This is a genomic window from Pseudomonas synxantha BG33R (genome assembly GCF_000263715.2).
In the GTDB taxonomy this organism is placed as follows: Bacteria; Pseudomonadota; Gammaproteobacteria; order Pseudomonadales; family Pseudomonadaceae; genus Aquipseudomonas; species Aquipseudomonas synxantha_A.
The window spans coordinates 292,235-318,157 of record NZ_CM001514.1 but is presented as its reverse complement, the minus strand read 5'-3'; the positions used below and the strand labels follow the sequence as shown (position 1 = coordinate 318,157).

The following is a 25,923-nucleotide window of genomic DNA, read 5'->3' as shown; positions in this document are numbered from 1 at the left end:
TCGGACGCGTCCTGGGGTATAGTCCAACGACCTCAACCGCAGCAGTGCGCCACGCCATGAAACTCGCCCCCGACGACCTCAACCAGATCACCTCCACCACCCTGGGCCATTACAACAAGGTGGCCGAAGACTTTCGTGAAGGCACACGCGATCACGATGTGAGCCAGAACATCGACGCGCTGCTGCGGCATATCCAGGGCCCCGCGCCGTTTACCGTGCTGGATTTCGGCTGTGGGCCGGGGCGGGATTTGCAGACTTTTACGCGCATGGGGCATATAGCCGTGGGGCTGGATGGCTCCGAGCGGTTTGCGCAGATGGCGCGGGACGACAGCGGCTGTGAGGTGTTGCAACAGGATTTTCTCAAGCTGGACCTGCCACCCGAGCGCTTCGATGGCGTGTTTGCCAATGCGGTGCTGTTTCATATTCCCAAGCAGGAATTGCCGCGGGTTCTCAAGCAGCTGCATGGCACGTTGAAGCCTGGAGGCGTGCTGTTCAGCTCCAACCCACGGGGTGAGAACCAGGAGGGTTGGAATGGGCCGCGGTATGGCTCTTATCACGACCTGGAAGCGTGGCGGGGCTTGCTGACCGAGGCCGGATTTGAAGAGCTGGAGCACTACTACCGGCCGGCCGGGTTGCCGCGGGAGCAGCAGCCTTGGTTGGCGAGTGTGTGGCGTAAAATTTAGTGCCGCATCGCCTGTACCGACCTCATCGCAGGCAAGCCAGCTCCCACATTCGGAATGCATTTCACTGTGGGAGCCGGGCTTGCCCGCGATGGCGCCGTAACGGGCAGCGTTATTTCACCTGATACACCACCGGCTTCTCCCCCTCCACCAGCGCCGTCACACTGCGCCCGGCATACCCATCTTTCTGCGCGTCCGAAAAATTCGCCACCAACCGCGTCCCATCGGCGAAGGTGGTTTGCTGCAACAGTTTGTCCGCTGTCAGCCAGTGAAACTCAGTCATTGCCTGAGTCCCCAACCGTTGATGCAGCGGCCGAAAGAACCGGTCCTGGCGCTGAATCACCGGCAGCCTGTCCTTGAGTGTCGCCGCGCTCAGGTGATACAGCGGCGGTACGTTGTAGAGCAGTTGGGCCAGTTCATTTTCAGCCCGTACATTGCTCAGCTTGAGGTTGTCGAACAGCCAGTGATGGGTGGTGATCACCGAGCCATGGAACACCGCCTGATACAACGGCAGCCGCATCGTCGGGTCGAAATACACCGTGCGCAGCGACGCTTTCAACGGCACAGGCTTGAAGAACACCGACGGCTGCTCCGCCGGGTACCAGTTGCCGACGTAATAGGGCGACTGCCGGTCGCGGGTCATTTCCCGATCACCCCAGCCGATCACCGGAGTTTGCATACCATGGGCAAACATGATGCCTTGAGCGGTGATGGCGTTGCCGTCTTCGGAGCCTGCGGGCAGTTTTAGCGAAGTGTTGAGCCAGCGCGAGGCGTCGATATTGCCCTGGGCATTCTGCACCTGACTCATGGAGGCGCCGTCGCGGTAGCTGTCAAAGACCATGCTGGTGGCGTACGCATCGAGGAACCAGGCATTGAAACCGGCTGCGGCCTGCACCGCTTTTACCCGTGCTTCCAGCAACGGTCGCACACAGCGCGGGTCAGTGTAGTGGCCGGATTGCTGGAAGCCGGTTTTCGGCTGGCCGTTCTTCAATATGATTGCGCAGTCGCGGTACGCCTTGCCGCCCAGGTGGGCGGTGGCCCAATCCGGATTTTCGCTGGCCGACAGCGCCGTTTCATACGAATCGTAAGGCGCCATCAGGTACCCGGCATCCACGCCTGCGCGAATCTTTTCGGGATGCCAGAGCCCGCCTTCCCAGCCATCACCCAGGGTCAACAGCAGACGCGAGAGCCCCGCGTCACGCAAGGCTTGGATAGTCGAATGCCCCCAGGTTTCGGGGCGATCACTCAAGGCTGAGGCGAAATCCACGGCCAGTTCGCTACGCAACTCGCCGTAGCGAGTGGCAAGGCGACTCATGTCGGGCTCTTCCACTTGCCAGGCTTGTCGGGCCTTCTGGTTGATGGCCGCATTGAGGCCGCGCAGCAGCACGGTTTGCTCATAACGATTCAATGCGGTTGTCTGTGCGAGCACCTTGACAGACTCTTTGTCCAGCAGCCTGCCAAGCTCATGGGTGCGCAGCCGTTTGATCAACGTTGGCCAATCACGGACATCATCCAGCGTCAGCAAGCCGTTGCCCCAGAGGTAAACGTGGCTGGCGCCGAGCAATTTTACCGCCTCAGGGGTTTGCCGCAGCTTGTCCGCCAGCGGCTCGTAAAGGCCCTGCTCCACCAACCATTGGCGATAACGCTTGGCGCCGGCCAATGGGTCGGCATCGCCCAGGTACAGGCGTAGCGTCATCGGCGCATCGGGGGCAAGGGTGGTGAATTCATGGACCGCTGACAGCGCCAGGCCCTGGCCGTCCGCTTGCCATTCAAGGCGATTGTTGTAGGGGTTGGTCAGCAGCCAGTTAAGCGTGAAGCGCCCGTGATCCAGGCCCCACAAGGGCAAGCTCAGGTCCTGGGTGGTATTGACTTCGCCGTGCTCAAGCAGGAACGCCTTCCACACGGGGTTATCAAAGGGCACATAATGCCCTTCAGCCAACGGCCAGATCAGCGCCTGGCCCATAGCCGTGGCCGGCTGGCGCAGCAGGGCCAATTCACCCGGCTCGCGAGCACTGATAGACAGGGACAGTTCGCGCTGTTCAAGCCGGGCCGTCAGGCGGTAGGCGCCGCTGTCCCATTGCCAGGAGACCTGTGCGGCATCAGCTTGCAACGCACTGACAGCGTGCACGGCGACACCGCTGGAGGCTTGTACCGGGGCCTCCCCCGCTGGCGTGACACGCAGCGCCAGGGTTGCAGGGTCGAGGTCAACGCGCCACAGGGCGTTTTCCAGCACGGTGGAGGCAAAGACTGAGGGCGCAAGAACAAGCGCACAGAGCACAAAGACGAGGCGCAGGCACTGCATGGGAATCGACCTGGACGGAGAAGTTAGGTCGAGAGGGTAAAACATGCAGACAGTGGCCGGGGCAACAAGTGGATCTTTCGGAAGCTTCCCACAGCCTCAAGCGAGATGAAGATCCAAATGTGGGAGGGGGCTTGCTCCCGATGGCGATGGGCCAGATACAGATGCACTGACTGAACCATCGCCATCGGGAGCAAGCCCCCCTCCCAAATTTTTAACCGCGTTGTTCCTGATGCTCTTGTTTGGGTTCGCGGATTTTGTACCAGGCCACATACAGCGCCGGCAAAAACAGCAGCGTCAGCAACGTGGCGATGATAATCCCGCCAATCATCGCGTAGGCCATCGGCCCCCAGAACACTTCCCGGGCAATCGGGATCATGCCCAGGCTCGCCGCTGCCGCCGTAAGCAGAATCGGCCGACGTCGATGCTCGGTGGCTTCCACCACCGCATCCCACGGTGTGTAGCCGGCCACTTCATACTCATGAATCTGCGTCACCAAAATCACCGAGTTACGAATGATGATGCCGATCAGCGCCAGGATCCCCAGGATCGCTACGAAGCCCATCGGCGTACCGGTGGGGATCAACGCCAGCACCACGCCGATCAACCCCAGCGGTGCAACGCTGGCCACCAGGAACATTTTCTGCACGCTGTGCAACTGGATCATCAGGAACGTGGCCATCAGGAACAGCATCAATGGCACCACACTCGCAATCGGCCCCTGGGCCTTGCCGCTTTCCTCCACGGTACCGCCGGTAGCGACTTTGTAGCCCACCGGCAAGCCGTCACTGAATTTCTGGATGGTCGGCGCCAGTTGCTTGACCAGGTCGGTCGGCTGCATCTCATCGCGCACCGCGGCCTTGATGGTAATCGTCGGCTTGCGGTCACGACGCCACACCAGCGGCTGCTCCAACTCGTAACGCACCGTGGCAAATGCGAGCAACGGGATCGAGGTGCCGTTGGGCGTAACGATCTGCAGGTTCTGCAAGGTTTCCGGCGTACCGCGCTCGGCATCTTCGGCGCGACCGACCACATTGATCAGGTAGATATCGTCGTGCACCTGGGTCACCGCCGCGCCGCTGACCACGCTGTTCATCAACTGCGCCACGTCTTCCGACGACAGCCCCAGTTGCCGCGCCTTGTCCTGGGCGATATCAACGCGCAGCACTTTGCCCGGTTCGTTCCAGTCGTAGATGATCTCGCCCAGGTGGGTGTTCTGGTCCAGCAAGGTCGCCAGTTCGATGGCGTGCTTGCGCACCTGGTCGGTGTCTTTGCCGGACACGCGGTACTGGATCGGCCGCCCGACTGGCGGGCCCATTTCCAGCGGCTGTACATAGCTGCCGATACCGACAAAATCATCGCGCAGGCGTTTCTGCAATCGCGCAATCAAGGCGCTGCGCTCTTCCAGGCCCTTGCTGACGATCACCAACTGCGCGTAGTACGGGTTCTCCAGTTGTTGGTCCAACGGCAAGTAGAAGCGGATCGCGCCCTGGCCGATGTAGGTGCTCCAGCGAGCGATATCCGGATCGTCCTTGATGATCGCTTCGAGGCGGTCAACCGCCTTGCGCGTCTCGTTGATCGAGGCGTTCTGCGGCAGGTTCAGATCAACCAGGATTTCCGGGCGATCCGATGACGGGAAAAACTGGTTCTGCACAAACTGCATGGAAAACACCGAGGCCACAAACAGCGCCACGGTGATACCGATGGCCCACCAGCGGTTGCGCATGGCCCAGAGCATACCGCCATTGAACGCGCGGCCGATGCGCCCAGGCTCGGCGTTATGCGGTTTCACATTGGCGCTGAGAATATGCACACCGATCACCGGCGCAAACAGTACCGCCACCACCCACGACACCAGCATCGCCACGGCGATCACCGCGAACAGAGTAAAGGTGTACTCGCCCGCCGAGCTGGCATTGAGGCCAATCGGCACGAAACCGGCCACGGTCACCAGCGTACCGGTGAGCATCGGGAACGCCGTGGAGGTATAGGCGTAGGTAGCGGCCTGCTCCTTGGTTTCACCTTTTTCCAGGCGCGTGATCATCATCTCCACGGTGATCATCGCATCGTCCACCAACAGGCCGAGGGCGATGATCAACGCACCCAACGACACCCGCTGCATGGTGATGCCGCTGTATTCCATGAACACGAACACCAGCGCCAGCACCAGCGGAATCGAGCACGCCACCACCAGCCCGGCGCGCATACCGAGGCTGATAAAGCTCACCACCAGCACGATGATCACGGCTTCGAACAACGCGCTGGTAAAGCCGCCGACAGCCTCTTCCACCACTTCGGCCTGGTCAGACACCTTGTGCACACCGACGCCCACCGGCAGGTCGGCAGTCAGCTCGTCCATGCGCCCGTGCAGCGCCTTGCCGAACGACTGGATATTGCCGCCCTTTTGCATGGCAATGGCCAAGCCGATGGCGGGCTTACCATTGAAGCGGAACATCGGCCGCGCCGGGTCGACATAGCCACGGCTGATGTCAGCGATATCCGCCAGCCGATAGAAGCGGTCATTGAGGCGCAGGTTGACGTTGGCCAGGTCTTTCTCCGAAGCGAACTGCCCGGAGGTGCGCACCGAAATCCGCTCCGGCCCGGCCTCGATCACCCCGGCAGGCGTTACCGCATTCTGCGATTGCAGGCTTTGCACGACCTGACGTTGATCAATGCCCAATGCCGCCAGTTTGCGCGTGGAGAAGTTCAGGTAAATCACTTCGTCCTGCTGGCCGATCATCTCGACCTTGCCCAGCCCCGGCACCGAGCGGATTTCGGCGCGCACCTGCTCCACGTAGTCGCGCAACTGACGCATCGACAAGCCGTCGCCAGTAAAGGCGTACACCGAGCCGAACACATCACCGAACTCATCGTTGAACGACGGCCCCTGCAAACCCTGGGGGAAGGTGCCGCGAATATCATCGATCTTCTTGCGAACCTGGTACCAGATCTCCGGAATGGCCTTGGCGCTGGTGGTGTCCTTGAGGAACACGAACACCGTGGACTCACCCGGTCGCGTATAACTTTTCACGTAATCAAGGGAGTCGAGTTCTTCGAGTTTTTTCTCGATGCGATCGGTGACCTGCTTGAGGGTTTCCTCCTGGGTAGCGCCCGGCCAGCGGGTCTGGATCACCATGGTCTTGATGGTGAACGAGGGGTCTTCCTCGCGGCCCAGGTTCATATACGAGAACACGCCCATCAGCAGCGCGACGAACATCAGGTACCAGACGAAGGACTGATGCTTGAGGGCCCAGTCGGATAAGTTGAAGCTCCCTTTCATCGTGGGCTGTCCTCGTCGATTTTGACTTTTTGCCCGGGTTTCAGGCTGTTCACGCCGGCGGTGACGATGCGTTCACCGGCTTTGATGCCGCCATTGACCAAGGCGCTGTCAGCATCCCGGCTGACCACACTGACGTCGCGTGGCTGCACAGTCTGGCTCTGGGTATCAAGCAGCCAGATGCGCGTCTTGCCGTCGACTTCCTGCAAGGCGCTCAAGGGCAATTCGATACGCGGCGTAATGGCGCTGCTCAAGGTCACGCTGATGGCGGTGCCCAGGCGGAACGCAGCGGGGGTGTCGGTCAGGCTCAGGCGTGCGCGGCGGGTGCGCGTGGCGCTTTGGGCCTGGGGTTCGATCTCGCGCACGACGGCGGTGGTATGCACGCTGGGGTCCAGTTGCCCGGCGACCAGAAACACCACATCCGTCGGCAGGCGCTCGGCCAGGCCGGCAGGCAGGTCGATCACTGCCTCCTTGATGTCCGGGCGAGCCAGGGTCACCACCTGCTGCCCCGCGCTGACTACCTGGCCAGCCTCGGCATTCCAGGCGGTGACGATACCGGCGTGGTCGGTGTGCAGTTCGGCGTAATTGAGTTGGTCCTTGGCCTGATTGACCGAGGCGCGGGCCTGATCAAGGGTGGCCTGGGTGGTTTTCAGGTCAGTCTGCGCCACATCCAACTGAGCCTGGGCGCCGACGCCCCGGTTGAACAGCTCCTGCTGGCGACGGGCATTGGCCTGGGCATTGATGAACTGTGCCTGCACGCGGGCGAGGTCGCCCTGGGCGGCACGCAGTTGGTTCTGCTGGTCGGTGGGGTCGAGCACGGCAAGCAAGGCGCCCTTCTCCACCTCGGCGCCCACGTCGACGGCGCGACGGGCGATGCGGCCCGGCACCCGGAAACCCAGGTTGCTTTCATAGCGGGCCTGGATAGTGCCGGCGAAGCGGCCGAGGTTTTCCTGATCTTCAGCCTTCACTTGCATGGACAACACCGGGCGCACAGGCTCAGGCGGCGCCTCTTCCTTGGAGCAAGCCATCAGCAACAGGCTGGCGGCGACGATAACCGTCAGTTGCTTCATGGCTGGGCTCCTTGCCGGGCGATCTCGACCACCATGCCGGGGTGCAGCAATTGCCCACCGGCCACTACGACTTTTTCGCCGCCTTTAAGGCCCTCGCCAATAATCACCTTGCCGGTGAGGTAACGGGCCACCTTGACCTTGTGCAACTGCGCCTTGCCGTCGGCATCCACCAGCCATACGGCGGGCTCGCTGAGGTCTTTGGTCAAGGCCGCCCAGGGTAATTCGATGCTGGCCTTGGCCGGGCCGTTGGCGGTGGCGCTCACCACCGAGCCCAGCTCCATGCCTTTGGGCAGGTTTTGCAGGGCGATCTTCACTTGTATGGTGCCGGTATTGGCCGCCACTGCCGGGGTCACTTCACGCACCTTGCCCACGGCTTTGATGCTCGGGTTTTCCAGCAGGCTGACGGTAATCGGCGCATCCGGCGGCGGCTCCACCAGCAGGGATTCATACACATTGAACACCGCGTCACGTTCGCCATCACGGGCCAGGCTGAAGATCGGTACGGTGGCTTGAACCACTTGGCCGACTTCGGCCTGGCGCGCCGTGATGATCCCCGGTGCATCGGCGACCAGCGCCGTGTAGCCAAGTTGCTCACGGGCGTTGGCCAATTGCGCCTGCGCGGCGGCCAGGGCACTTTGGCTGCTGCGCAATGCGGCCTGAGCAGCGTCGTATTCGCTGCGACTGGTGTAGCCCTTGGGCAAGAGTTTTTCCTGGCGCACGAAGGCGGCGGCGGTCTGCTTGACCCGCGCCTGTTCGGCCACAACCTGGGCCTGGGCGGAATCGACGTTGGTTTGCAGGTCCTTGGGGTCAAGCTTGGCCAGTACTTGCTTGGCCGTTACTCGGTCGCCCACGTCCACCATGCGCTGAATGATCTTGCCACCCACGCGAAAGGACAAATCGGTCTGCACCCGCGCCTGGATATCGCCCGTCAGCGTGACCGCCGCGGCAAAATCCGCCGGCTGCACGGTTTGCACAAATACCCGTGAATGCTGCTTGGGCTCGGCTTTGTCTTGGCCACAGCCGCTCAGCAGCGCCAGGAGGCCAAGGCTGAAAATAAATGTCGAAGTGCGACCGCCCATGCAGGCTCCTTTTGCGTGACGCAAGGTACAAGTGTGTATGCGACTGTGAGCTTAGATCAGGGTTCCTTATCTGCATGGAGGATCCCATACTCCAATGGTTCCCCAGCCGATTAAATGCATATGCTCAAAACCCTCGCGGTGGCCAATTACCGCTCGATCAATAAATTGGTAGTGCCGCTGGACCGCTTGAACCTGATCACCGGGCCCAATGGCAGCGGCAAGTCCAACTTGTACCGGGCCCTGCGCCTGCTGGCAGAAACCGCCCAGGGCGGAGTGATCAATGCCCTGGCCCGTGAAGGCGGGCTGGACTCGAGCTTCTGGGCCGGGCCGGAAACCATCAGCCGGCGTATGCGCACTGGTGAAGTACCGATCGAATCCAATGTGCGCCAAGGCGTCAAACGCCTGCGCCTGGGGTTTGCCGCCGAAGATTTCAGCTACGCAATCTCTCTGGGATTGCCGGAAAAAACCTCGTCGTTCTTCAGCCTCGACCCCGAAGTGAAGAAGGAATGCATCTGGGCCGGCCACATCTACCGCCCGGCCAGCCTGTTGGTGCAGCGCTCAGGTGCCATGGTGCGTGCCCGCGAAGGCCGTGCCTGGGATGTACTGGCGCAGCACACACCCAACTACCACAGCCTGTTCGATCAGGTCGGCAGCCTGCGCGGCTCGCCGGAAGTGCTGCTGTTGCGTGAAAGCATTCGTGGCTGGCGCTTTTATGATCACTTTCGCAGCGACGTGGACGCGCCAGTGCGCCAGCCCCAGTTGGGCACGCGTACGCCGGTGTTGCATCACGATGGCCGCGATCTGGCGGCCGCGTTGCAGACCATCCGCGAGATCGGCGACCCCGAGGCGTTGCAACGTGCAGTCAGCGATGCATTCCCGGGTGCGCGCCTGAACATTGAACCGTTGCAAGGCGGACGCTTTGCCATTGAGTTCTATCAGGAAGGCTTGCTGCGGCCGTTGTCGGCGGCGGAGCTGTCGGACGGGACCTTGCGCTACTTGTTGTTGATCGCCGCACTGCTGACGCCACGGCCGCCAACCATGATGGTGCTGAACGAACCTGAGACCAGCCTGCACCCGGACCTGTTGCCGGCATTGGCGCGCTTGATTATCCAGGCGTCGAAGCAATGTCAGGTGTGGGTGGTGTCCCATGCCAGCCGCTTGATTGCGGCGTTGCAGCAGGATGAGGGGTGCAATTCGATTGTGCTGGAGAAGGTGTTGGGGGAAACGCGGATCGTGGGGCAAGGGATTCTGGATGGGCCGGCCTGGCATTGGCCGGAGTAGGTGGTGACTGTACCGGCCTCATCGGGAGCAAGCCCCCGATGAGGCCGGTGCAGCCAACACAAAAAGTCAGGTTTCAGCCCTGCCACTTCCCGCCTTCAACAATCACACTTTCAGGCTTGGTGTCATCGCTCAGTTCTTTGCGCACATATTGGTCATAGAGCTTGAGCAGGAACTTCTCCTCGCCCAGCTTTGCCAGCTCGGCATTCACCCAGCCACGCAGTTCGGTATTGCCCTTCTTCACCGCCGGGGCAATCGGTGCTTCATCACCCAGCTTTTCTGCCAGCACACGGTAGCCCGGGTTCTGCTTGGCCCAGCTGAACAGCACCAGGTTGTCCTGGGCATAAGCATCGCCACGCCCGGCCGACAGCGCTTGCAGCGACTCGGAGTTTTTCTCGAACTTGAGCAGCTTCCAGTCAGGGTGGTTTTTGGTCAGCCAGATGTCGGCGGTGGTGCCGGTGGTGACAATGGTGGTGCGAGTGGCCAGGTCATCCAGGCTTTTTACCGTGCTGTCATTCGGTACAAGGGCCTGCACCGCGACTTTCAGGTTGGGGTTGGTGAAGTCCACCGCTTCCTTGCGCTCAGGCGTCACCGTCATGTTGGCGAGGATCAGGTCGACCTTGTCGCTTTGCAGGAACGGAATGCGGCTGGCGGGCTCAACGGCGACAAACTCCACCTTGTTTTCGTCGCCCAGCAGGTCCTTGGCGAATTGACGGCCAATGTCGGTATCGAAGCCGACGTAGCGGCCAGCCTCGTCGACAAAGCCAAACGGTGGCTTGTCGGTGAAGACGCCAACGATCAGCTTGTCCCGCGCTTTTATTTTGTCGATGTAGCTGACAGCCGCGGGTTTTACAGGCTCTTCGGCCTTTTTATCGCAACCGGCCAGCAAGGCGACGGCAAACAGTGGCAGCAGTAGTTTTTTCATATCAGCTCCAGTTCCTTGATCTTTTTGGGCAGTGTTGAAACGAAGGAGAACTTCTCCAGGAACTGCTGCGCGCGTGCGGTCTGCGGGTTCGTAAAGAATGCCTCGGGGGTGTTGTGTTCGAGGATGCGACCGGCCTCCATGAACACCACGCGGTCAGCGACGGCGCGGGCGAAGGCCATCTCGTGGGTGACGATCAGCAGGGTCATGCCATCGCGGGCCAGGCCCTGGATCACTTCCAGCACTTCCTTGACCATCTCCGGGTCAAGGGCCGCCGTGACCTCATCAAAGAGCATGACCTGGGGGTTCATGCACAACGAACGCACGATGGCGATGCGTTGCTGCTGGCCGCCGGAGAGCTGGCGCGGGAACGCGTCGCGCTTGTCGGCCAGGCCCACGCGCTCCAGCAGTTTTTGCGCCTGCTCACGGGCCTCGCGGGGGTCACGTTTTTGCACTTTCAGCGGGCCGAGCAGGATGTTGTCGAGCACGCTCATGTGCGGGAACAGGTGGTAGCTCTGGAACACCATGCCGATGTCCTGGCGCACCTGGCGCCAGTCGGTGTTTTTATCCAGCAGCTCAACGCCTGCAAACCGCAGGCTGCCGCTGTGCGCGACTTCCAGCCCATTGAGGCAGCGCAGCAAGGTGCTTTTGCCACAGCCGCTGGGGCCGAGGATCACCACCACTTCGCCGCTTTGCACGCTCAGGTCGATACCCTTGAGCACCTGCGCCTGGCCAAAGAATTTGTTGAAACCCTGGAACTCGATCAATGCACTCATGCTTGGGCCCAGCGCCGTTCCAGCACCTTGGAGGCGGCCGACAACGGGTAGCAGATAAAGAAGAAAAACAGGAACAGCGCGCCGTAGATCAATACCGACTCGTAGGTACGCTCGATGATTTGCTGGCCGACCTTGATCACATCCACCACGCCGATCAGCACCGCAAGGGAACTGGTCTTGATGATGCGCGTGTAGACGTTGATGGTCGGCGGCGTCATGCGTTTAAGGGCCTGGGGCAGCAGCACGTAGCCGTACAACTGCGGGTCGGACAGGCCAATCGACAAGCCCGCTTCACGCTGGCCACGCGGCAGAGAATGCAATGCACCGCGCACCACCTCGCCGACTTCGCTGGCGCCCCATAGCGACAACACCAGTACTGCGCACCAGAAGCTCGGCAGGCTCACACCAAAGAAAATCGGCAGGCCGAAAAACAGCAGGTACAACCACACCAGCACCGGAATCGCCCGGAACAGCTCCAGGTAGATGCGCAGCACGCCGTCGATCACCTTGTTATTCAAGGTGCGCAGCACGCCATACAGCACGCCGCCGACCGTACTGAAAGCGATGCTCAAAAACGAAATCGACAGGGTTTGCGCAGCGCCTTTGCCCAGTTGTGGCAACGACACCCACAGCAACTCAAGACCCGAACTGGCCATGCTGGAGCCTCCTTTCCAAACGGCTGAGCAGCAACGACAACGGCAAAAACAGCAGCACGCAAATCAGCGTCAGCACGGCGAGCATCTCGTAGGTCTTGTAGTAGAGGGCGATGTAGCTCTTGGTGGTGTAGAGAATCTCCGGCACCGCCACTGCGGAAACCACCGTGGTTTCCTTGAGCAGAAAGATGAAATTGGCGAACAGCGCCGGCAGGCTGAGGATGCCGGCCTGGGGCAGAATCACATGGCGCAGCAACTGCCAGTCGGACAGGCCAATGGACTTGCCCGACTCGATCTGCGCCAGCGGCACCGCTTCCACACCGGCGCGCAACACTTCAGTGAGGTAGGCGCCGCCGAGAAAGGTCATGGTGATGATTGCCGCCCAGAACCCGGAGATATTCAAACCCAGGGCCGGCAGTGCGAAGTAGACGAAAAACAGTTGGATCAACAGCGGCGTGTTCCGCGCCAGCTCCACATACAGCGCTACCAGCCGTGACAGGTACGGCGTGCGAAACACCAACAAGGCTGCATTGATCAGCGCCACCAGCAAGGAGGTGCCGATGGCGATCAGGCCCACTTGCAGGGTTACGCCCACCGCTTGCAGGAACGCCGGCAAGGTGCTGAGGATAAAAGCGAAATCGAAGGTCATGTGCAGTCCATATCGCCGCATGGGTAATGCTGCGAGCGCAATCCGTTCCGGCGTGGATAACGTCGGGTAGTGCGAACTTTAAAGGTATAAAAAGCAAAATTTAAATACCGAAATAGCATATTGATATCACCCAAAAAACTAACCTCTGTGGGAGCTGGCTTGCGTGCGATAGCGGTCTGTCAGATACAGCAGTGATACTGACCCACCGCTATCGCAGGCAAGCCAGCTCCCACAGTTTTGACCGTATTTCAGATAAAAAAACGCCGACGCTGTAGTAGCCGTCGGCGTTGAAACCTTGAAGGGGGTTTTGAGTTACATCAGAACGCCGGCACGACTGCGCCGTTGTACTTCTTCTCGATGAAAGCTTTGACTTCCGGGCTGGTCAGGGCCTTGGACAGTTTCTGGATAGCGTCGCTGTCCTTGTTGTCAGGGCGCGCTACCAGGAAGTTCACGTAAGGGGATTTGGCATCTTCGATGATCAACGCGTCCTTGGCCGGGTTCAGGCCGGCTTCGAGGGCGTAGTTGGTGTTGATCACATCCAGATCAACCTGATCCAGCACACGTGGCAGCAGGGCCGATTCCAGCTCTTTGAATTTGAGGTTTTTCGGGTTGTCCTTGATGTCTTTTGGCGTAGACAACGCGTTGGTCGGGTCTTTCAGGGTGATCAGCCCGCTCTTCTGCAGTAGCAACAGAGCGCGTCCACTGTTGGAGCCTTCGTTCGGGATGGCCACGGTCGCGCCGTCTTTCAGATCTTCAATTTTCTTGATCTTTTTCGAGTAGCCGCCGATGGGTTCAACATGCACACCGACTACCGTGACCAGGTTGGTGCCCTTGCCTTTGTTGAAGTTTTCCAGGTACGGCAGGGTCTGGAAGTAGTTGGCGTCCAGGCGCTTCTCAGCGACTTGCACGTTTGGCTGCACGTAATCGGTGAAGACTTTGATCTGCAGGTCCACGCCTTCCTTGGCCAGGGTCGGCTTGATCAACTCCAGGATCTCAGCGTGCGGAATCGGCGTGGCCGCGACCACCAGCTTTTCGTTGGCCTGGGCGAAGCCGGCAGTCAGGGCAGCCGCCAGGGCGGTAAACAACAGAACCTTTTTCATGCAGTGTCCTTTTCTAACGACCATTTTTTATGTGAGGTGCCAGCGAAATGCTATCGCGGCGTAGGAAGGACAATACCTAGATTTTTTATTCCCGAACAATATCTTTTATTCACGTTGATATTCCATTTTGTTCATACAGGAAGGTACGCAGCGATTCGCGCTCGGACGCGCTGGCGCTGGCAAAAATTCGTCGTACTTGCTCCAGCGGCGAGCCGGCCACCGGCAGGTTCAAATGCTCGGGCAAGATTTCATCGCCACTGCTCACCAGCAAGGCAAAGTGAATGACGTTTTCCAGTTCGCGGGTATTGCCCGGCCAGGTGTGACGCTCCAGTACCTGTTGAGCGGCGTCGCTGATAAGTGGCACCGGCAGGTCCAGGCGCTGGCTGTAGATGCCGAGGAAATACTCGGCCAAGGACAAAATATCCCCTACCCGCTCGCGCAACGCCGGCAGGTCCAGCCGGCCTTCGCTCAAGTAATGAAACAGGCGCTCGTGAAACTTGCCCACGGCCACGGCCTGGGCCAGGTCGATGCTGGTAGCGGCGACCAGACGTACGTCTACCGGGCTGGGCTGATGGGCACCGACGCGGGTGACCTCATGATTTTCAAGGGCCGAGAGCAATTTCACCTGGATCGGCAGCGGCAAGTCACCAATCTCGTCCAGGTACAAGGTGCCGCCGTTGGCGGAGCCAAACCAGCCAGCCCGACTGCTCGCTGCGCCGCTGTGGCTGCCGGCGGCATAGCCAAACAACTCGGCATCCGCATAGGTGGGGCTGATGGCACCACAGTTGACCGAGACAAACAGGCCAGTACGGTCACTGCCACGGTGGATGTGTCGCGCCAGCAGTTCTTTACCACTGCCGGTTTCACCGCGGATCAATACGGGTAAGGCGCGCGGCGCAAGGCTTTCCAATTCTTCACGCAGTTGGCGTGAGCGTGGGTCGACGAACACCAACGCCTTGGCGCGGATGCTCAGTGGGCTCTTTTCGGCATCGGGAAAGGTCAGCAAAGGCTGGCCGTAGGTTTCATGCAGACTCATGGCAGGCTCCCGCCCCAATCCACTCAGGGACGGGGCGTTGAAAAAATATTAGGCGCTACGCCGAGCATGGTGCTCGAGGCGATGTTGCAGGCGATAAAGGTAAGCAAAACCTTGTTCCCAGCGCCGGTGGCCGGACTTCACATTGATATGCCCGGCACCCGAGAGGATGCCGGCCTCGGCGCCCCATTGACGCGCCAACTCCAAAGCCCTGGAGGCGCTGACGGCACTGTCGTTGTCGGAGCTGACCACTTGGCTGGGGAATGGCAACAAATCGGCAGGAATCGGTGCGAAATTGCGCAGTGCCGGTGCACACGCCGGGCGTTCGACATCTGCCGGAGCCACCAGCAACGCACCGCGTACCTGTCGCAAGAAATGCACGGGGGCGGTGGCGGCCCAATGGGCCACGGTGATGCAACCCAGGCTATGGGCGATCAGGATGACCGGCGTGCTGTCGGCAGCAATGGCCTCGGCCAGTGCGGCTACCCAATCCTCGCGACGCGGCGTCAGCCAATCGGCCTGCTCCACGCGAGCGCTGTTGGGCAAGCTGTGCTGCCAATGGGTTTGCCAATGATCTTCTGGCGATCCTTGCCAGCCCGGCACGATCAGATAACGAATCGACTCGCTGTGCATGGGTGTGCCCTCCTGCAGCGTTTAACGTTCTGGTCAGTATAGAGGCGTCAAAACAATCAAATAAGGAATAAAAAGGAATTTATTAATAACCAAAAAATCATAACGTTACTTTTTTCGAAACCTGCTCCTCCGTCATTCATGCAACCCAAACCATTGGCCCCCCAACACCAAGGCGTCAGGGGGCGATGGCTGTAATGCCGTCAGTCGTTGAGTTGTATAACCCAGCTCTCAACAACGACGACGACCGCTTTGCCGATTCAACGAGAGTGATGCATAGAGTGCTCTGAGCCGATAGTTACCCCAAACTTACTGTGCATTGGCATATAAAAACTCTGTGCTTCTGCGTATGTATTTCTATAGCCTTCGGGAAGTACAAAACGCGTACCAATTAGCTCGTTAACTTCATCAATCATCGGAAAAAAACCATAATCTTCTTGCACCATTACATCACCAAACATTCTCGGCCCGGTCACCTCGAAAATTTTCGTTTCGTACTCTTTATAGGCTTGCCGTTCTATATCAGTCGAGCTGTCGTGCTGGAAAGGACGATGGGTGTTAAACCACGGTTCGTTGGCTTTGTATCGCTGATACGACTCCTCCAGAATCTTATCGAATAACGGATTACCTGGATGACTTGCAAAATTACTTGTATTGAACCCGCTGAAATCCGCACCTGCATACGTGACGGGCGAGCTCATCAATACATCATGTTGCGTAGCGTTCAGCGTGACCTCCCCCACGTTAAACGTCAGCGCATCATCTGTATCCAGATATATTCCACCGTACTTTTTTATCAATGCCACGCGCATCACGTCCGATGAGGCTGCCAAATTCTGCCCCTGGCCTGAGCGAAAGTACTGATACATTTCTCCATATTTACTATCGTTCAGTTCTCGAAAAGCCTCATCCTCTTTTAGATCATGCACTTCCAGCCCACCCACTTTGTGATCCAGCGCAGACTTTATTTTCTGAAAAGCATTCGCGTTATTTGCATCCACATGAACAATGGACTTGTATCCTGGACTGTTTCTGGAGTTTTCCGCAATATTTTCGATCAAGTGTTCTGGCATCTCGTTGCCGGCCCAAAAATAGTGAATAACTTTAGGTACCGGCGTAGCACCCGACGGTAGCGGCGGTAACTTCGGCAGCGTCAGCGTTTTATTGATAACCGAAGCAGGTGAGCTTTTACTACCTGCAAGCGCTTCAGACTCGGTACCACTCAGCCATTCCCCTTGACTATTACGCCAATAAAATATGTCTGCCGCCGCCTCACCGTCATCGGTAAGCCCACGCCAGAGGCCTGCCCCTACGTCATACGTAACTGGAACAAGGTATTCGTTAAAATAAATCATATTCCATCCCTTGAACGCTGATTGCACACCGTCCATGGGTATCGTGAACTCTTCGCGGATCACCGGCGGTGAAACAGGCCCCATCGGGTAGCCGATATGGCCATTGACTCGTCGTGGCGGATTGAAGAATGGACGCCCTTGTTCGGGCACTTGAGCGGGCACCCGAGTTGTAGCATCAACCCCGGCTGCAATGCCCTCGCTGGACACTCTCCCTGTCATCACTTTCGCCAGTGGAGCCCCCGCATGGGTGGCTAAGGGCGGTACAGCATTCAATACCCCGAAAACGATCCGGTCAGAGGCCGTCGCTTTACCTTTGACGGCATCATCAATACCGATACCTGTTTGAGTGGCCCCGGCAGCCATGAAGAAAACATCCAGGCCTATCGCGACTTCCGGCATGACCAACGCGAGAGGCGTCATGAACATCGCGACCTTCGTGGCCTCTTCCACGCCTTGCAACACTTTGTTCTTGGTGTAGTCGCCATCGCTGACGATCGCGTTTTCCGCATCCGAATATGACCGCGCCTTTTGTCGAACCTTGACCGCTTCAAAAGGATCGTTGCGCAAAGGGTCAACCGTGATAAAGCGATCAGGTACCCAGCCATTGAGCCCTGAAAGGAAAGCGCTCCCTGACGCCTGCGCATTGGACCAATTTGCCATCCCTTCCAGGGATTGACGCACACCATCTGAAAACGACTTGTCGGCTTGGTCCTTGAGAGAGAAATGGGTTAGCAGTGAGGCGCGCTTTACTGGATCGGTGGCCTGCTCAGCCAACCAGGTTTTCATTTTCTGAGGGTTATCGAAACGATGTATCGGCGAGGAGTTACCAGGGATGTACAGCAACGTCAGTTGGGTTCTGCGATCGGTCACACACATCAAGTCGGTTGACTGCAAGCCATTGATGCTCAGCAACCCAATATCCACATTAGGATCCTTTATGCGAGGCGCTGAAAAATCCTGCACCGTCAGCTCCGACCATTCCTTTTGCGCAATAGGCCCTAACGCCCGCTGGGCAAGTGCCGCCTCGACAGGGCCAAGCGTCCCTTCCAAGCGCTGTAGATGGATCGCTTTAAGATAGGATATTTTACTCAATGAAGCGTATGAACCGCTGTGCTTGTCCCAAAACCCGTCCAGCGTATTCTTGTAAAGTTGGGTTCGGTCTGTATCCCAGACCAAGGCTTTGAAGTCCTCAACAGGAATGGCCACTTGAGTGGCCGCGCTATAGAGCGCAGCACCTGGAGACCCTGGCTGCCGATAAATACCCTGTCGGCTGTGTGCTTCCTCCACCCAGCCTTCAATCTTATTGGTTATATAAACTGCCGGTGAAAAAAACTTGGCGATTTTTCGAAACCACCCCTCATCATCTTCAATTTTTACATCTTGCCTATTTTTCAAAGCCGCCTGGGTCAGCGTTACTTTCTCTACAACATCCTTTTCATCAGTACCATTAGGTTTAAACGTAACCAGATACGTGGTGTCAGGATCAATATCCACCCCCCAATGCTGCTTTATCTTGGCGGACAAAATAGTCGAAATTTCTTTTTCAGGCGAAATGAAATCGGATGCGTGCGTGCTGATATAAGCATCTATTTCAGGATTAGGCTTGAGCACTTTTGAAGTGGTACTTTCCCGAGAGCCGACATGACTTGACGATCGTTGCGCTAAAGGGTGTTGCGGACCGGGTCTATCAGGCCGTGAAAAAACCCCGACGGGGTTTTTTTCTTCAGGTTGAGGGGTCGTTACTTGCGGGTTCACGAATGCACTTACTGAATGAATAGGAAAACGTACGTTCATGCAACTGCTCCTTTAATTAAATTACTCCGTGCACCGACCAGAATAATCATACCGTTGCGAATTGCACGCCTGGAAACATTCAAAAACGTGTAAATTCTTTTCTCCTATAAACGTCATAACGCTTAAATAAAAAAAGGCCGCACCCTGCCAAGGAAAGCGGCCCAAAAACTGTGGAGACTTTTTGAAACTAACGTGCGGTGATCACCGACAACTTGGTTATGCCCGCACGCTCAATCGACGCCATGGCTCGCGCCACCTCGCCGTAGTTCACTCCATCGTCAGCCTGCAGTTGCACACGCACATCGGGGTCCTTGGCCTTGGCCGACTGCAGGTTGAATTCCAGCAGGTCCGGCTGGATTTCGTCCTTGTTGATAAACAGTTTGCCAGCACCGTCGATGCTCACCACCAATGGATCCTTCTGCTCAACCGGTGCCACGGCCTGGGTCTTGGGCAGGTTGATCGGGATCGAGTTGGTCAACAGCGGCGCGGTGACGATAAACACCACCAGCAGCACCAGCATCACGTCCACCAACGGCGTGACGTTGATCTCGCTCAGCACCTCATCACTGTCTTGCGTGGAGAAGGCCATGTCAGGACGCCTCCTTCACTTTCTGCGGGCTGCCGACGCTGGCCTTGGCCAGTGTTGGGTGCAGCAGCACACGGAACGAATTTTTCTGCGCCAGGCTGTAGAAGTCGTGGGCAAAGTCGTCCAGGTCCGCCGCCGTCAGTTTCAGGCGGCGCAGGAAGTAGTTGTAGACAAGCACCGCAGGCACCGCGACGGCGATCCCCACACCGGTCGCGACCAACGCCGCACCAATCGGCCCCGCCACGGTTTCCAGGCTGGCGGACCCGGCGGCGCTGATCCCCTTCAGCGCTTCCATGATGCCCCACACGGTGCCGAACAGGCCGATAAACGGCGAGGTGCTGCCGATACTGGCAACCACAGCCAGGCCGGTCTCCAGGGAGCGGCGCTCGCGCACGATTTGCTGGCGCAAGGCGCGTTCGAGGCGGTCCTGATGATTGATCGCCTGGCTTAGATCCGCAGCGTGAGGGGTATCGCCCACCTGGATTGCGGCATAGCCGGCCTGGGCCACACGCGCGGCGGCGCCGGGCTGGGTTTCGGCGAGTTCGGCGGCTGAATCGAGGCTCGATGCCGCCCAGAACTGTTTGTGGAACTTGCGATCCTGCGCCTTGAGGCGACCGAACTGCACACCCTTGAGCAACGCCAGGCCCCAGGTGGCGACCGAAAAGATCACCAGCAGCCAGATCACCGCGCTTTCGATGGATTCAAGTGGAGACGCTAATGCCATGATGTTTTCCCTCTTGTGCAGGTCGCGGCGTGTGCACACCGCGGCCGAATAATTAATGAATCTTGAAGTCGATCGGTACGCTGACCCAGCCGTCCTGAGCCACATCACCCTGCTTGGCCGGTACGAAGCTCCAGCGCTTTACGGCGGCCAGTGCGGCGTCATCGAGTTGCTGGCGCCCGCTGCTTTTCTGCACCTGAATCTCACCCGGCTTACCGCTGGCCAGCACATGCACCCGCAACAGCACCGTGCCTTCCCAACCGCGACGCTGAGCCAGTGACGGGTACTCCGGTGCCGGGTTTTTCAGGTACGCGGCGTTGGCCGAAGCCGGCGTCACCGGCGCTGGCGCTGGCGCCGCAGGTGCGGGCGGAGCAGGTGGGGCTGGCGTCGGTGGCGCAGGCGGCTGCTCGACGGCTTTGGGGGCCGGCTTGGGCTCAGGTTTCGGCGCGGGCTTGGGTTTGGGTTTCGCAATGGGTTTGGGCGGCGCCGGCTTGGCCGCTAACTCATCCACCACCGGCGGCGGTGGCTCGACTACAGGTGGCGGCGGTGGTGGCGGTACAGGTGGTGGCGGTTCAACCACCGGCGGCGCCGGCTGGGAAAACTCGATGGTCATCGGCGGAATTTCCGGCGGCACAATCGGCAGCACCGGCGTGGGTTTCTGGCTCACCCAATAGATCACTGCGCCGTGCAGCGCCAACACCAGCAACCCGAGCAAAATACCTTCGCGGTGGCTGGAAAAACGCTTCGGGGTCTTCTGCAGGCGCAATTGCCCCAACGGCGCGCGATGCGGCCGGCCAAGGTCGACCAACTCACCACTCGGTGCCTGGCGCCATTGCGCCTCGGGTGCACTGGCGGCGGTCTGGACATTGCCCATTGATTCACTCCCTACGGTTTTGAAAAACCGACGGGCCAGCGTGCAGCCCCGTCGAGGGCTGAATCATCGGGGCCAGACACTTATCTCTTAAAGTAATCTTTAAAGTTATAGATAGAACAAAATCGCATAAATACAACAGTCGCTGACGTCAAAGCCACGTGGCTCGGGGCCTGGCGCCAAACCCTTGTTTTTCAATGCTTTAAAGGCATACAAAATATTCAGCAAAGGTATGGCTCAGTGCGGGTTTCCACTGCACAACGCCAGCAATTCTCCCAGCAAACTCTGGCCCGCTGCGCCCAAACCACTGCGGCCATACAGGGCCAATCGCACGCCATGAACAGGCGGCAAGCCACTCTCCGGGCCGAGTATGCGATGGCCCGGTTGCAACACCCGCTCCGGCAACAGGCTGATGCCCAAGCCTGCCGCCACCGCTGAACACACGCTGGCCAGGCTGGCACTGGAGTAGCCGATGCGCCAACGCCAGCCGGCCCGCTCAAGATGGTGAAGCATGTCGTTGCGGTACAAGCCGCCCACCGGGAAAGCCACCAGCGGCAGCGGATCGCGGCCCAGCGCCGGGGTGCTCAGGCTGTCGACCCAATACAAGGGCTCCGGCCACGACGCTACACAGTCGTCGCTGTCGCCCATCTGCTTGACCAGCAACACATCGAATTCACCGCCCCGGTACTGGCGCTGCAATTCAGGGCCCAGACCGCTGGTGACTTCCAGCCGCACCCGTGGATAGGCCACGACAAACGCTGAAAGCAGCGGCATCAGGCGCTCGGCGGCAAAGTCCTCCGGCACGCCAAGGCGCAACACACCGTCGCTCTGCTGGTTGATCAGCACGTCGGCGGCTTCTTCGTGCAGTGCGAGAATGCGGCGCGCATACGCGAGCAGACGCTCACCCTCGGCGGTAGCCACCACGCGGCGCTGGTCGCGGTCCAGTAACTGACAAGCCACTGCGTCTTCAAGCCGGCGGATCTGCTGGCTGACAGTGGACTGGGTCAAATGCAGGCGCTCGGCGGCGCGGGTGAAATTGCCGCAGTCCACCACGGCGACAAAACTGCGCAACAACACGGGATCGAACAACGTCATCACCATTGCGTTTGCCACTGATTGGCATGTTTATATTTAATTTCAGCATACCCCGCTGCCTGACCATACTTCACCTTTCATCGCGCCCGGGGGCTTGTATGACCAACGATCAACCACACCTGCAACGCGCTATCGCCTTGGCCCGCGCCAACGTCGTCCAAGGCGGCCGACCCTTCGGCGCGGTGCTGACGCGCAGCGGTGAAGTGCTGGTGGAAGCCGTGAATGAGATCCACCTGACCCAGGACCCTACCGCCCACGCCGAGCTGCTGGCGATCCGTGCAGCGAGCCGCCAACTGGGTGCACGCCTGGACGGCTGCGTGATCTACACCAGCGGCCAGCCTTGCCCGATGTGCCTGAGCGCCATGTACCTGTGCGGTGTAGAACGGGTGGTGTTTGCCGCCAGTAACGAAATGGCCGAGCCGTTCGGCCTGTCGACCGCAGCCATCAGCCAACAGGTTGGCTTGCCCATCGGTGCGCAACGCCTGCCCATCCAGTACCTGCCCGACAGCGCAATGACAGCGTTGTATCACCAGTGGAAAACCCTGCATGACCCTGAATAAATCCCTCGCTGGCTGGGGCCTGCTGGTGGTGCTCGGCCTGAACCTGCGCCCGATCCTCAGCTCCATCAGCCCGCTGCTCGGCGAGATTCGCCAGGTCACCGGGCTGAGCTTCCAGAGCAGCGCCTTGCTCACCAGCCTGCCGGTGATCTGCATGGGGCTGGTGGCACTGGTCGGCGTGCGCGTGGAAGCGCGCTTGGGTGAACGTCGCGGCATCGCCCTGGGCTTGTTGATGATTTTGCTGGCGTGCCTGACGCGCTGGCTGATGGGCCAGGCTTCGGCGCTGCTGGTTACCGCACTGCTCGGTGGCGCGGGCGTGGCGTTGATCCAGGCGCTGGTGCCAGCGATGATCAAGCGCGAATTTCATCACCGCGTGCCGGTGGCGATGGGCGTGTATTCGGCCTCGCTGATGGCCGGTGGTGGGCTGGCGGCGCTGCTTAGCCCTGTGGTGGCCATGCATTTCCAGCAATGGCAGGCGGGCCTGGGGGTGTGGTTGTTGCCGGCGCTGGGGGCATTGCTGCTATGGGCCTGGCTGCCGCTGGGTGCCGCGCGAAATCCACAACAGGCACCTGCGTTCAAAGGGTTGCGCAACCGGCGTGCCTGGCTGCTGGCGCTGTATTTCGGCCTGGTCAATTGTGGCTACATGAGCATGGTCGCGTGGCTGCCCGCCTACTATCAACAACTGGGTTGGGGCGTGCTGCCCAGCGGGTCGTTGCTGGCGTTCATGACCATCTTCCAGGTGATCGCCGCATTGCTGATGCCGGTGCTGGCACAGCGCGGCATTGACCGGCGCCCGTTGCTGAGCATCAGCCTGCTGGCGCAAACGGTCGGCTACCTCGGCCTGCTGATGGCGCCACAGCAATTCCCGCACCTGTGGGTGGCGCTGATCGGCTTCGGCCTGGGCGCATGTTTCGCCCTGAGCCTGCTGCTGACCCTCGACCACCACCGCGACCCACGCCAAGCCGGGCAGCTGGCGGCGTTCGTGCAAGGCGTGGGGTTTCTGATCAATGCACTTTCGCCGTGGCTGACCGGCTGGTTGCGCGAACTCACCGGCAACTTCGTCAGCGCCTGGGTGGTGCTGACGGTGACCGTGGTGGCGATGCTGCTGGTGACGCGGGTGTTCAGCCCGGCCACCTATCGCACTGACCTAGAAGTCGTAGCGCCCAGTCACGCCTAGGGTGCGCGGCGTGCCCAACAGGCCCTCGTAACCGCCGTTTCCGCCGGTCCACAGGGTGGTGTAGTAGGTTTTGTCGAAGGCGTTTTTCAGCCACAGCGACACGTCCCACTGCCCTTGGTCATAATTGCCGCGCAGGCCGGTCGACAGGTTGACCACCGCGTACGCCGGGATCTGCCCATAGTCGGAATCTTCCACCGTGCCCACCGCCTTGGAACGGAACGCGTAGCTGCCGGTGACGTAGGGTTCCAAACCGTTAGCCAGGTTCCATTTGTATTCGCCGTTGGCGTTGGCGATCCACTTGGACGCGCCCACTACTTGATGGCCCGTGAGGTCGCAGGACGCCGGTGCACCAGGGCGCAAGCTGGTTTCGGGTGGGCACGGCGCATCCTTGTACGACAGGTAGCTCACATCGTTGAACGAGCCGTTGATATTCAGGGTCAGGCCCTTGATCGGCACCAGGGTGCTTTCCACTTCCACGCCCCGCGAACGCACGGAACCGGCGTTGGTCAGGTACTGCACGCGGTTGTCCTGGTCGTAGGCGTTGGTCTGGTAGCCGTTGACCTGGGTCCAGAACAGGTTGGCGTTGAGTTGCAGGCGGCGGTCCCACAACGTGCTCTTGAAACCCAGCTCGGCGTTGTTGGCGCGCTCGGTGCCGATCAGTAACGAGTCGGCCCCGGCCGTTGGCGCAGACCCCACTGCCAGGTTGACCCCACCAGACTTCTCGCCGTGGGACAGCGTCGCGTAGCCCAGCAGGTTGTCATTGAAGTGATAACTGAGGTTGAGCAGCCCCGAAGGGGTGGCGCTGTACTGCGTCAGGTCGCCCGAGTCATACGCCCCGGTGCGCCCACGCCGTGCAGTGGCAGCCGCACCGCTCACCGCAGCGCCGCCCAGCGGGGCATTGCGCGTGACCCAGGCGCTTTTTTCTTCGTAGGTGCCGCGCAGGCCGGCAGTGAAATCCAGACGCTCGGTGAGGTGCCAGGTGCCTTGGGCGAACAACGCAAAACTATCGGTGCGGATATGCCCGTTGCCGACGCTGCTCACATTGCTCAAAGCGCCGGCTGGCGTGCCGTTCCAGATATCGGCCTTGGGGCCGTAATAAGCGAAGGATTTGTTGTCCAGGTCGGAGCCGAAGTAATAGGCGCCGAGCACGTAATCGAAGAAGCCGCCGGTAGGCGATGCCAGGCGGAACTCCTGGGACCACTGTTTATCTTCCACCGAAACCCCGGCGTTATACGACGCCGGTACGTTGAGGCCGTCATCATTGCGTGGGGTGAAATTCCACCACCGATAGGCACTCACCGACGTCAGGGTGAAGTCGCTTGGCAGCGTCCAGTTGGCCTCCAGCGAGGTACCACCCTGGAACACGGTGACATGCTGGTCGTTGTCCAGGTTGACCTTGCGATGGGTGCCATCCACCAGGGTCGCCCCCGCTGCGTTGGCCCGGGATTGATACAGGTTGGTGCCATTGATGGTCGGCCCGGTGCTGTACAACACGCGGGTGCCGGCGCTGGAATCTTCTTCGTTGTAGTCACCGATCCAGCGCAGGTTGAACGCCTCGTTGGGCTTGTACAACAGTTGCCCGCGAAAGCCCTGGCGCGAACCGCCGTTAAGCTCATGGCCGTCGTGCTCGTTCTTGATGTCGCCGTCGCTGCGGGTGCGATAGGCCGAGAAGCGTCCTGCCAGGTCCTCGGTGAGTGGGCCGGAGATCGTGCCCTTGGTCTGGAAATAACCGTCCTCGCCCAGAGAGGTTTCGATGCTGCGCTCCGGGGTAAAGCTCGGTGCGCGAGTACTGATGTTGATGACCCCGGCGGTGGTGTTCTTGCCGAACAACGTCCCTTGCGGGCCACGCAGTACTTCAAGCTGCTCGATGTCCATCAGGTCGAACACCGCCATGCCCGGGCGCCCGAGGTAGACGTTGTCGATATACAACCCCACGCTGCCTTCCAGGCCATCGCTGGCCGGGTTGTTGCCCAGGCCGCGAATCGACACGCTGGACTGGCGCGCGTGCATGTAGGCGACGTTGACGCTGGGCACCAGTTGCTGCAAATCCTGGATGCGGTACACCCGCTGGGTTTCCAGCGCCTGCCCACCGACCACGCTCATGGGCGTCGGCACGGCCTGGGCACTTTCGGTACGCCGCCGGGCGGTCACGGTGACGGTTTCCAGTTGGCCACTGGCGCTTTCGCCCTTGCCGGCAGGCGCGGGTGTTTCAGCGGCCTGGGAAGGCGACCAACTGCTGCTACCGGCCACCAGCATCGCCAGCGGCAAGGACTTGAACAGACTCATAAGCGGCTCCAGAACCCGGAGATATCCGTCGCCAG

The 25,923-nt window shown here is 59.9% G+C and carries 21 protein-coding genes; 4 read left to right on the top strand and 17 right to left on the bottom strand.

Annotated features, from left to right (window positions below):
• Positions 1–56: 56 nt before the first annotated feature.
• The gene (locus tag PSEBG33_RS25490; protein WP_005783774.1) at positions 57–683 is read left to right on the top strand and encodes a class I SAM-dependent methyltransferase; all 627 of its coding nucleotides are present in this window, start codon (positions 57–59) and stop codon (positions 681–683) included.
• Positions 684–792: 109 nt separating this feature from the next.
• On the opposite strand, the gene PSEBG33_RS25495 is transcribed toward PSEBG33_RS25490, so the two are convergent.
• The 4 genes from PSEBG33_RS25495 to PSEBG33_RS25510 form a co-directional block, all read right to left on the bottom strand.
• Positions 793–2,982 (bottom strand): glycoside hydrolase, encoded by a 2,190-nt coding sequence (locus tag PSEBG33_RS25495; protein ID WP_005783773.1) that lies wholly within the window; start codon positions 2,980–2,982, stop codon positions 793–795.
• Positions 2,983–3,193: 211 nt separating this feature from the next.
• The gene (locus PSEBG33_RS25500; RefSeq protein ID WP_005783771.1) at positions 3,194–6,259 is read right to left on the bottom strand and encodes an efflux RND transporter permease subunit; all 3,066 of its coding nucleotides are present in this window, start codon (positions 6,257–6,259) and stop codon (positions 3,194–3,196) included.
• A complete protein-coding gene (locus PSEBG33_RS25505) occupies positions 6,256–7,326 on the bottom strand; it encodes an efflux RND transporter periplasmic adaptor subunit (RefSeq protein WP_005783770.1) in 1,071 nt (356 codons plus the stop codon). The genes PSEBG33_RS25500 and PSEBG33_RS25505 overlap by 4 nt, the downstream gene beginning before the upstream one ends.
• Positions 7,323–8,405: an efflux RND transporter periplasmic adaptor subunit gene (locus PSEBG33_RS25510; RefSeq protein WP_005783768.1), complete on the bottom strand. Its 1,083-nt coding sequence runs from the start codon at positions 8,403–8,405 to the stop codon at positions 7,323–7,325. The genes PSEBG33_RS25505 and PSEBG33_RS25510 overlap by 4 nt, the downstream gene beginning before the upstream one ends.
• A gap of 120 nt (positions 8,406–8,525) precedes the next feature.
• Between PSEBG33_RS25510 and PSEBG33_RS25515 the strand changes: the two genes are divergently transcribed.
• Positions 8,526–9,686 (top strand): AAA family ATPase, encoded by a 1,161-nt coding sequence (locus PSEBG33_RS25515; RefSeq protein ID WP_005783766.1) that lies wholly within the window; start codon positions 8,526–8,528, stop codon positions 9,684–9,686.
• A gap of 73 nt (positions 9,687–9,759) precedes the next feature.
• Here PSEBG33_RS25515 and PSEBG33_RS25520 read toward each other — a convergent pair whose 3' ends face one another.
• From PSEBG33_RS25520 to PSEBG33_RS25575, 12 genes are all read right to left on the bottom strand, one after another.
• Entirely contained in the window at positions 9,760–10,608 is an 849-nt protein-coding gene (locus PSEBG33_RS25520; protein WP_005783765.1) for a transporter substrate-binding domain-containing protein, read from the bottom strand.
• The gene (locus PSEBG33_RS25525) at positions 10,605–11,381 is read right to left on the bottom strand and encodes an amino acid ABC transporter ATP-binding protein (RefSeq protein WP_005783763.1); all 777 of its coding nucleotides are present in this window, start codon (positions 11,379–11,381) and stop codon (positions 10,605–10,607) included. The genes PSEBG33_RS25520 and PSEBG33_RS25525 overlap by 4 nt, the downstream gene beginning before the upstream one ends.
• A complete protein-coding gene (locus PSEBG33_RS25530) occupies positions 11,378–12,037 on the bottom strand; it encodes an amino acid ABC transporter permease (RefSeq protein ID WP_005783761.1) in 660 nt (219 codons plus the stop codon). Before PSEBG33_RS25530 ends, PSEBG33_RS25525 begins: the two co-directional genes overlap by 4 nt.
• Complete coding sequence (locus PSEBG33_RS25535) at positions 12,018–12,683, bottom strand: amino acid ABC transporter permease (RefSeq protein WP_005783759.1); 666 nt, start codon at positions 12,681–12,683, stop codon at positions 12,018–12,020. Before PSEBG33_RS25535 ends, PSEBG33_RS25530 begins: the two co-directional genes overlap by 20 nt.
• Before the next feature lie 317 nt (positions 12,684–13,000).
• Positions 13,001–13,783, bottom strand: a complete 783-nt coding sequence (locus tag PSEBG33_RS25540; protein ID WP_005783758.1) for a MetQ/NlpA family ABC transporter substrate-binding protein — start codon at positions 13,781–13,783, stop codon at positions 13,001–13,003.
• 109 nt (positions 13,784–13,892) lie between these two features.
• A complete protein-coding gene (locus tag PSEBG33_RS25545) occupies positions 13,893–14,819 on the bottom strand; it encodes a sigma 54-interacting transcriptional regulator (protein WP_005783756.1) in 927 nt (308 codons plus the stop codon).
• Positions 14,820–14,867: 48 nt separating this feature from the next.
• Positions 14,868–15,449, bottom strand: coding sequence for an alpha/beta hydrolase (locus PSEBG33_RS25550; RefSeq protein WP_005783755.1), 582 nt, complete (start codon positions 15,447–15,449; stop codon positions 14,868–14,870).
• A 257-nt stretch (positions 15,450–15,706) separates the two neighbouring features.
• Positions 15,707–18,595 carry a glycosyltransferase family 32 protein gene (locus tag PSEBG33_RS25555; protein WP_005783753.1) on the bottom strand — a complete coding sequence of 963 codons (2,889 nt, stop codon included), beginning with the start codon at positions 18,593–18,595 and terminating at the stop codon, positions 15,707–15,709.
• A gap of 187 nt (positions 18,596–18,782) precedes the next feature.
• Entirely contained in the window at positions 18,783–19,184 is a 402-nt protein-coding gene (locus PSEBG33_RS25560) for an ExbD/TolR family protein (protein ID WP_005783751.1), read from the bottom strand.
• 1 nt (position 19,185) lies between these two features.
• The gene (locus PSEBG33_RS25565; protein ID WP_087945271.1) at positions 19,186–19,908 is read right to left on the bottom strand and encodes a MotA/TolQ/ExbB proton channel family protein; all 723 of its coding nucleotides are present in this window, start codon (positions 19,906–19,908) and stop codon (positions 19,186–19,188) included.
• A gap of 49 nt (positions 19,909–19,957) precedes the next feature.
• A complete protein-coding gene (locus PSEBG33_RS25570; protein ID WP_005783747.1) occupies positions 19,958–20,776 on the bottom strand; it encodes an energy transducer TonB in 819 nt (272 codons plus the stop codon).
• 234 nt (positions 20,777–21,010) lie between these two features.
• Positions 21,011–21,862, bottom strand: coding sequence for a LysR family transcriptional regulator (locus PSEBG33_RS25575; RefSeq protein ID WP_005783745.1), 852 nt, complete (start codon positions 21,860–21,862; stop codon positions 21,011–21,013).
• A 104-nt stretch (positions 21,863–21,966) separates the two neighbouring features.
• Between PSEBG33_RS25575 and PSEBG33_RS25580 the strand changes: the two genes are divergently transcribed.
• On the top strand, positions 21,967–22,428 hold the full coding sequence (locus PSEBG33_RS25580; RefSeq protein WP_005783742.1) for a nucleoside deaminase: 462 nt from the start codon (positions 21,967–21,969) through the stop codon (positions 22,426–22,428).
• Positions 22,415–23,602, top strand: a complete 1,188-nt coding sequence (locus tag PSEBG33_RS25585) for a CynX/NimT family MFS transporter (RefSeq protein ID WP_005783740.1) — start codon at positions 22,415–22,417, stop codon at positions 23,600–23,602. Before PSEBG33_RS25580 ends, PSEBG33_RS25585 begins: the two co-directional genes overlap by 14 nt.
• On the opposite strand, the gene PSEBG33_RS25590 is transcribed toward PSEBG33_RS25585, so the two are convergent.
• Entirely contained in the window at positions 23,573–25,888 is a 2,316-nt protein-coding gene (locus PSEBG33_RS25590; RefSeq protein ID WP_005783739.1) for a TonB-dependent receptor, read from the bottom strand. The two genes, PSEBG33_RS25585 and PSEBG33_RS25590, sit on opposite strands and share 30 nt — an antisense overlap.
• Positions 25,889–25,923 lie beyond the last annotated feature (35 nt).

What these genes read in the sequence shown, in the direction of transcription:
- PSEBG33_RS25490 (WP_005783774.1), top strand. Translation starts at nt 57, where the DNA reads ATGAAACTCGCCCCCGACGACCTCAACCAGATCACCTCCACCACCCTG.
- PSEBG33_RS25495 (WP_005783773.1), bottom strand. Translation starts at nt 2,982, where the DNA reads ATGCAGTGCCTGCGCCTCGTCTTTGTGCTCTGTGCGCTTGTTCTTGCG.
- PSEBG33_RS25500 (WP_005783771.1), bottom strand. Translation starts at nt 6,259, where the DNA reads ATGAAAGGGAGCTTCAACTTATCCGACTGGGCCCTCAAGCATCAGTCC.
- PSEBG33_RS25505 (WP_005783770.1), bottom strand. Translation starts at nt 7,326, where the DNA reads ATGAAGCAACTGACGGTTATCGTCGCCGCCAGCCTGTTGCTGATGGCT.
- PSEBG33_RS25510 (WP_005783768.1), bottom strand. Translation starts at nt 8,405, where the DNA reads ATGGGCGGTCGCACTTCGACATTTATTTTCAGCCTTGGCCTCCTGGCG.
- PSEBG33_RS25515 (WP_005783766.1), top strand. Translation starts at nt 8,526, where the DNA reads ATGCTCAAAACCCTCGCGGTGGCCAATTACCGCTCGATCAATAAATTG.
- PSEBG33_RS25520 (WP_005783765.1), bottom strand. Translation starts at nt 10,608, where the DNA reads ATGAAAAAACTACTGCTGCCACTGTTTGCCGTCGCCTTGCTGGCCGGT.
- PSEBG33_RS25525 (WP_005783763.1), bottom strand. Translation starts at nt 11,381, where the DNA reads ATGAGTGCATTGATCGAGTTCCAGGGTTTCAACAAATTCTTTGGCCAG.
- PSEBG33_RS25530 (WP_005783761.1), bottom strand. Translation starts at nt 12,037, where the DNA reads ATGGCCAGTTCGGGTCTTGAGTTGCTGTGGGTGTCGTTGCCACAACTG.
- PSEBG33_RS25535 (WP_005783759.1), bottom strand. Translation starts at nt 12,683, where the DNA reads ATGACCTTCGATTTCGCTTTTATCCTCAGCACCTTGCCGGCGTTCCTG.
- PSEBG33_RS25540 (WP_005783758.1), bottom strand. Translation starts at nt 13,783, where the DNA reads ATGAAAAAGGTTCTGTTGTTTACCGCCCTGGCGGCTGCCCTGACTGCC.
- PSEBG33_RS25545 (WP_005783756.1), bottom strand. Translation starts at nt 14,819, where the DNA reads ATGAGTCTGCATGAAACCTACGGCCAGCCTTTGCTGACCTTTCCCGAT.
- PSEBG33_RS25550 (WP_005783755.1), bottom strand. Translation starts at nt 15,449, where the DNA reads ATGCACAGCGAGTCGATTCGTTATCTGATCGTGCCGGGCTGGCAAGGA.
- PSEBG33_RS25555 (WP_005783753.1), bottom strand. Translation starts at nt 18,595, where the DNA reads ATGAACGTACGTTTTCCTATTCATTCAGTAAGTGCATTCGTGAACCCG.
- PSEBG33_RS25560 (WP_005783751.1), bottom strand. Translation starts at nt 19,184, where the DNA reads ATGGCCTTCTCCACGCAAGACAGTGATGAGGTGCTGAGCGAGATCAAC.
- PSEBG33_RS25570 (WP_005783747.1), bottom strand. Translation starts at nt 20,776, where the DNA reads ATGGGCAATGTCCAGACCGCCGCCAGTGCACCCGAGGCGCAATGGCGC.
- PSEBG33_RS25580 (WP_005783742.1), top strand. Translation starts at nt 21,967, where the DNA reads ATGACCAACGATCAACCACACCTGCAACGCGCTATCGCCTTGGCCCGC.
- PSEBG33_RS25585 (WP_005783740.1), top strand. Translation starts at nt 22,415, where the DNA reads ATGACCCTGAATAAATCCCTCGCTGGCTGGGGCCTGCTGGTGGTGCTC.
- PSEBG33_RS25590 (WP_005783739.1), bottom strand. Translation starts at nt 25,888, where the DNA reads ATGAGTCTGTTCAAGTCCTTGCCGCTGGCGATGCTGGTGGCCGGTAGC.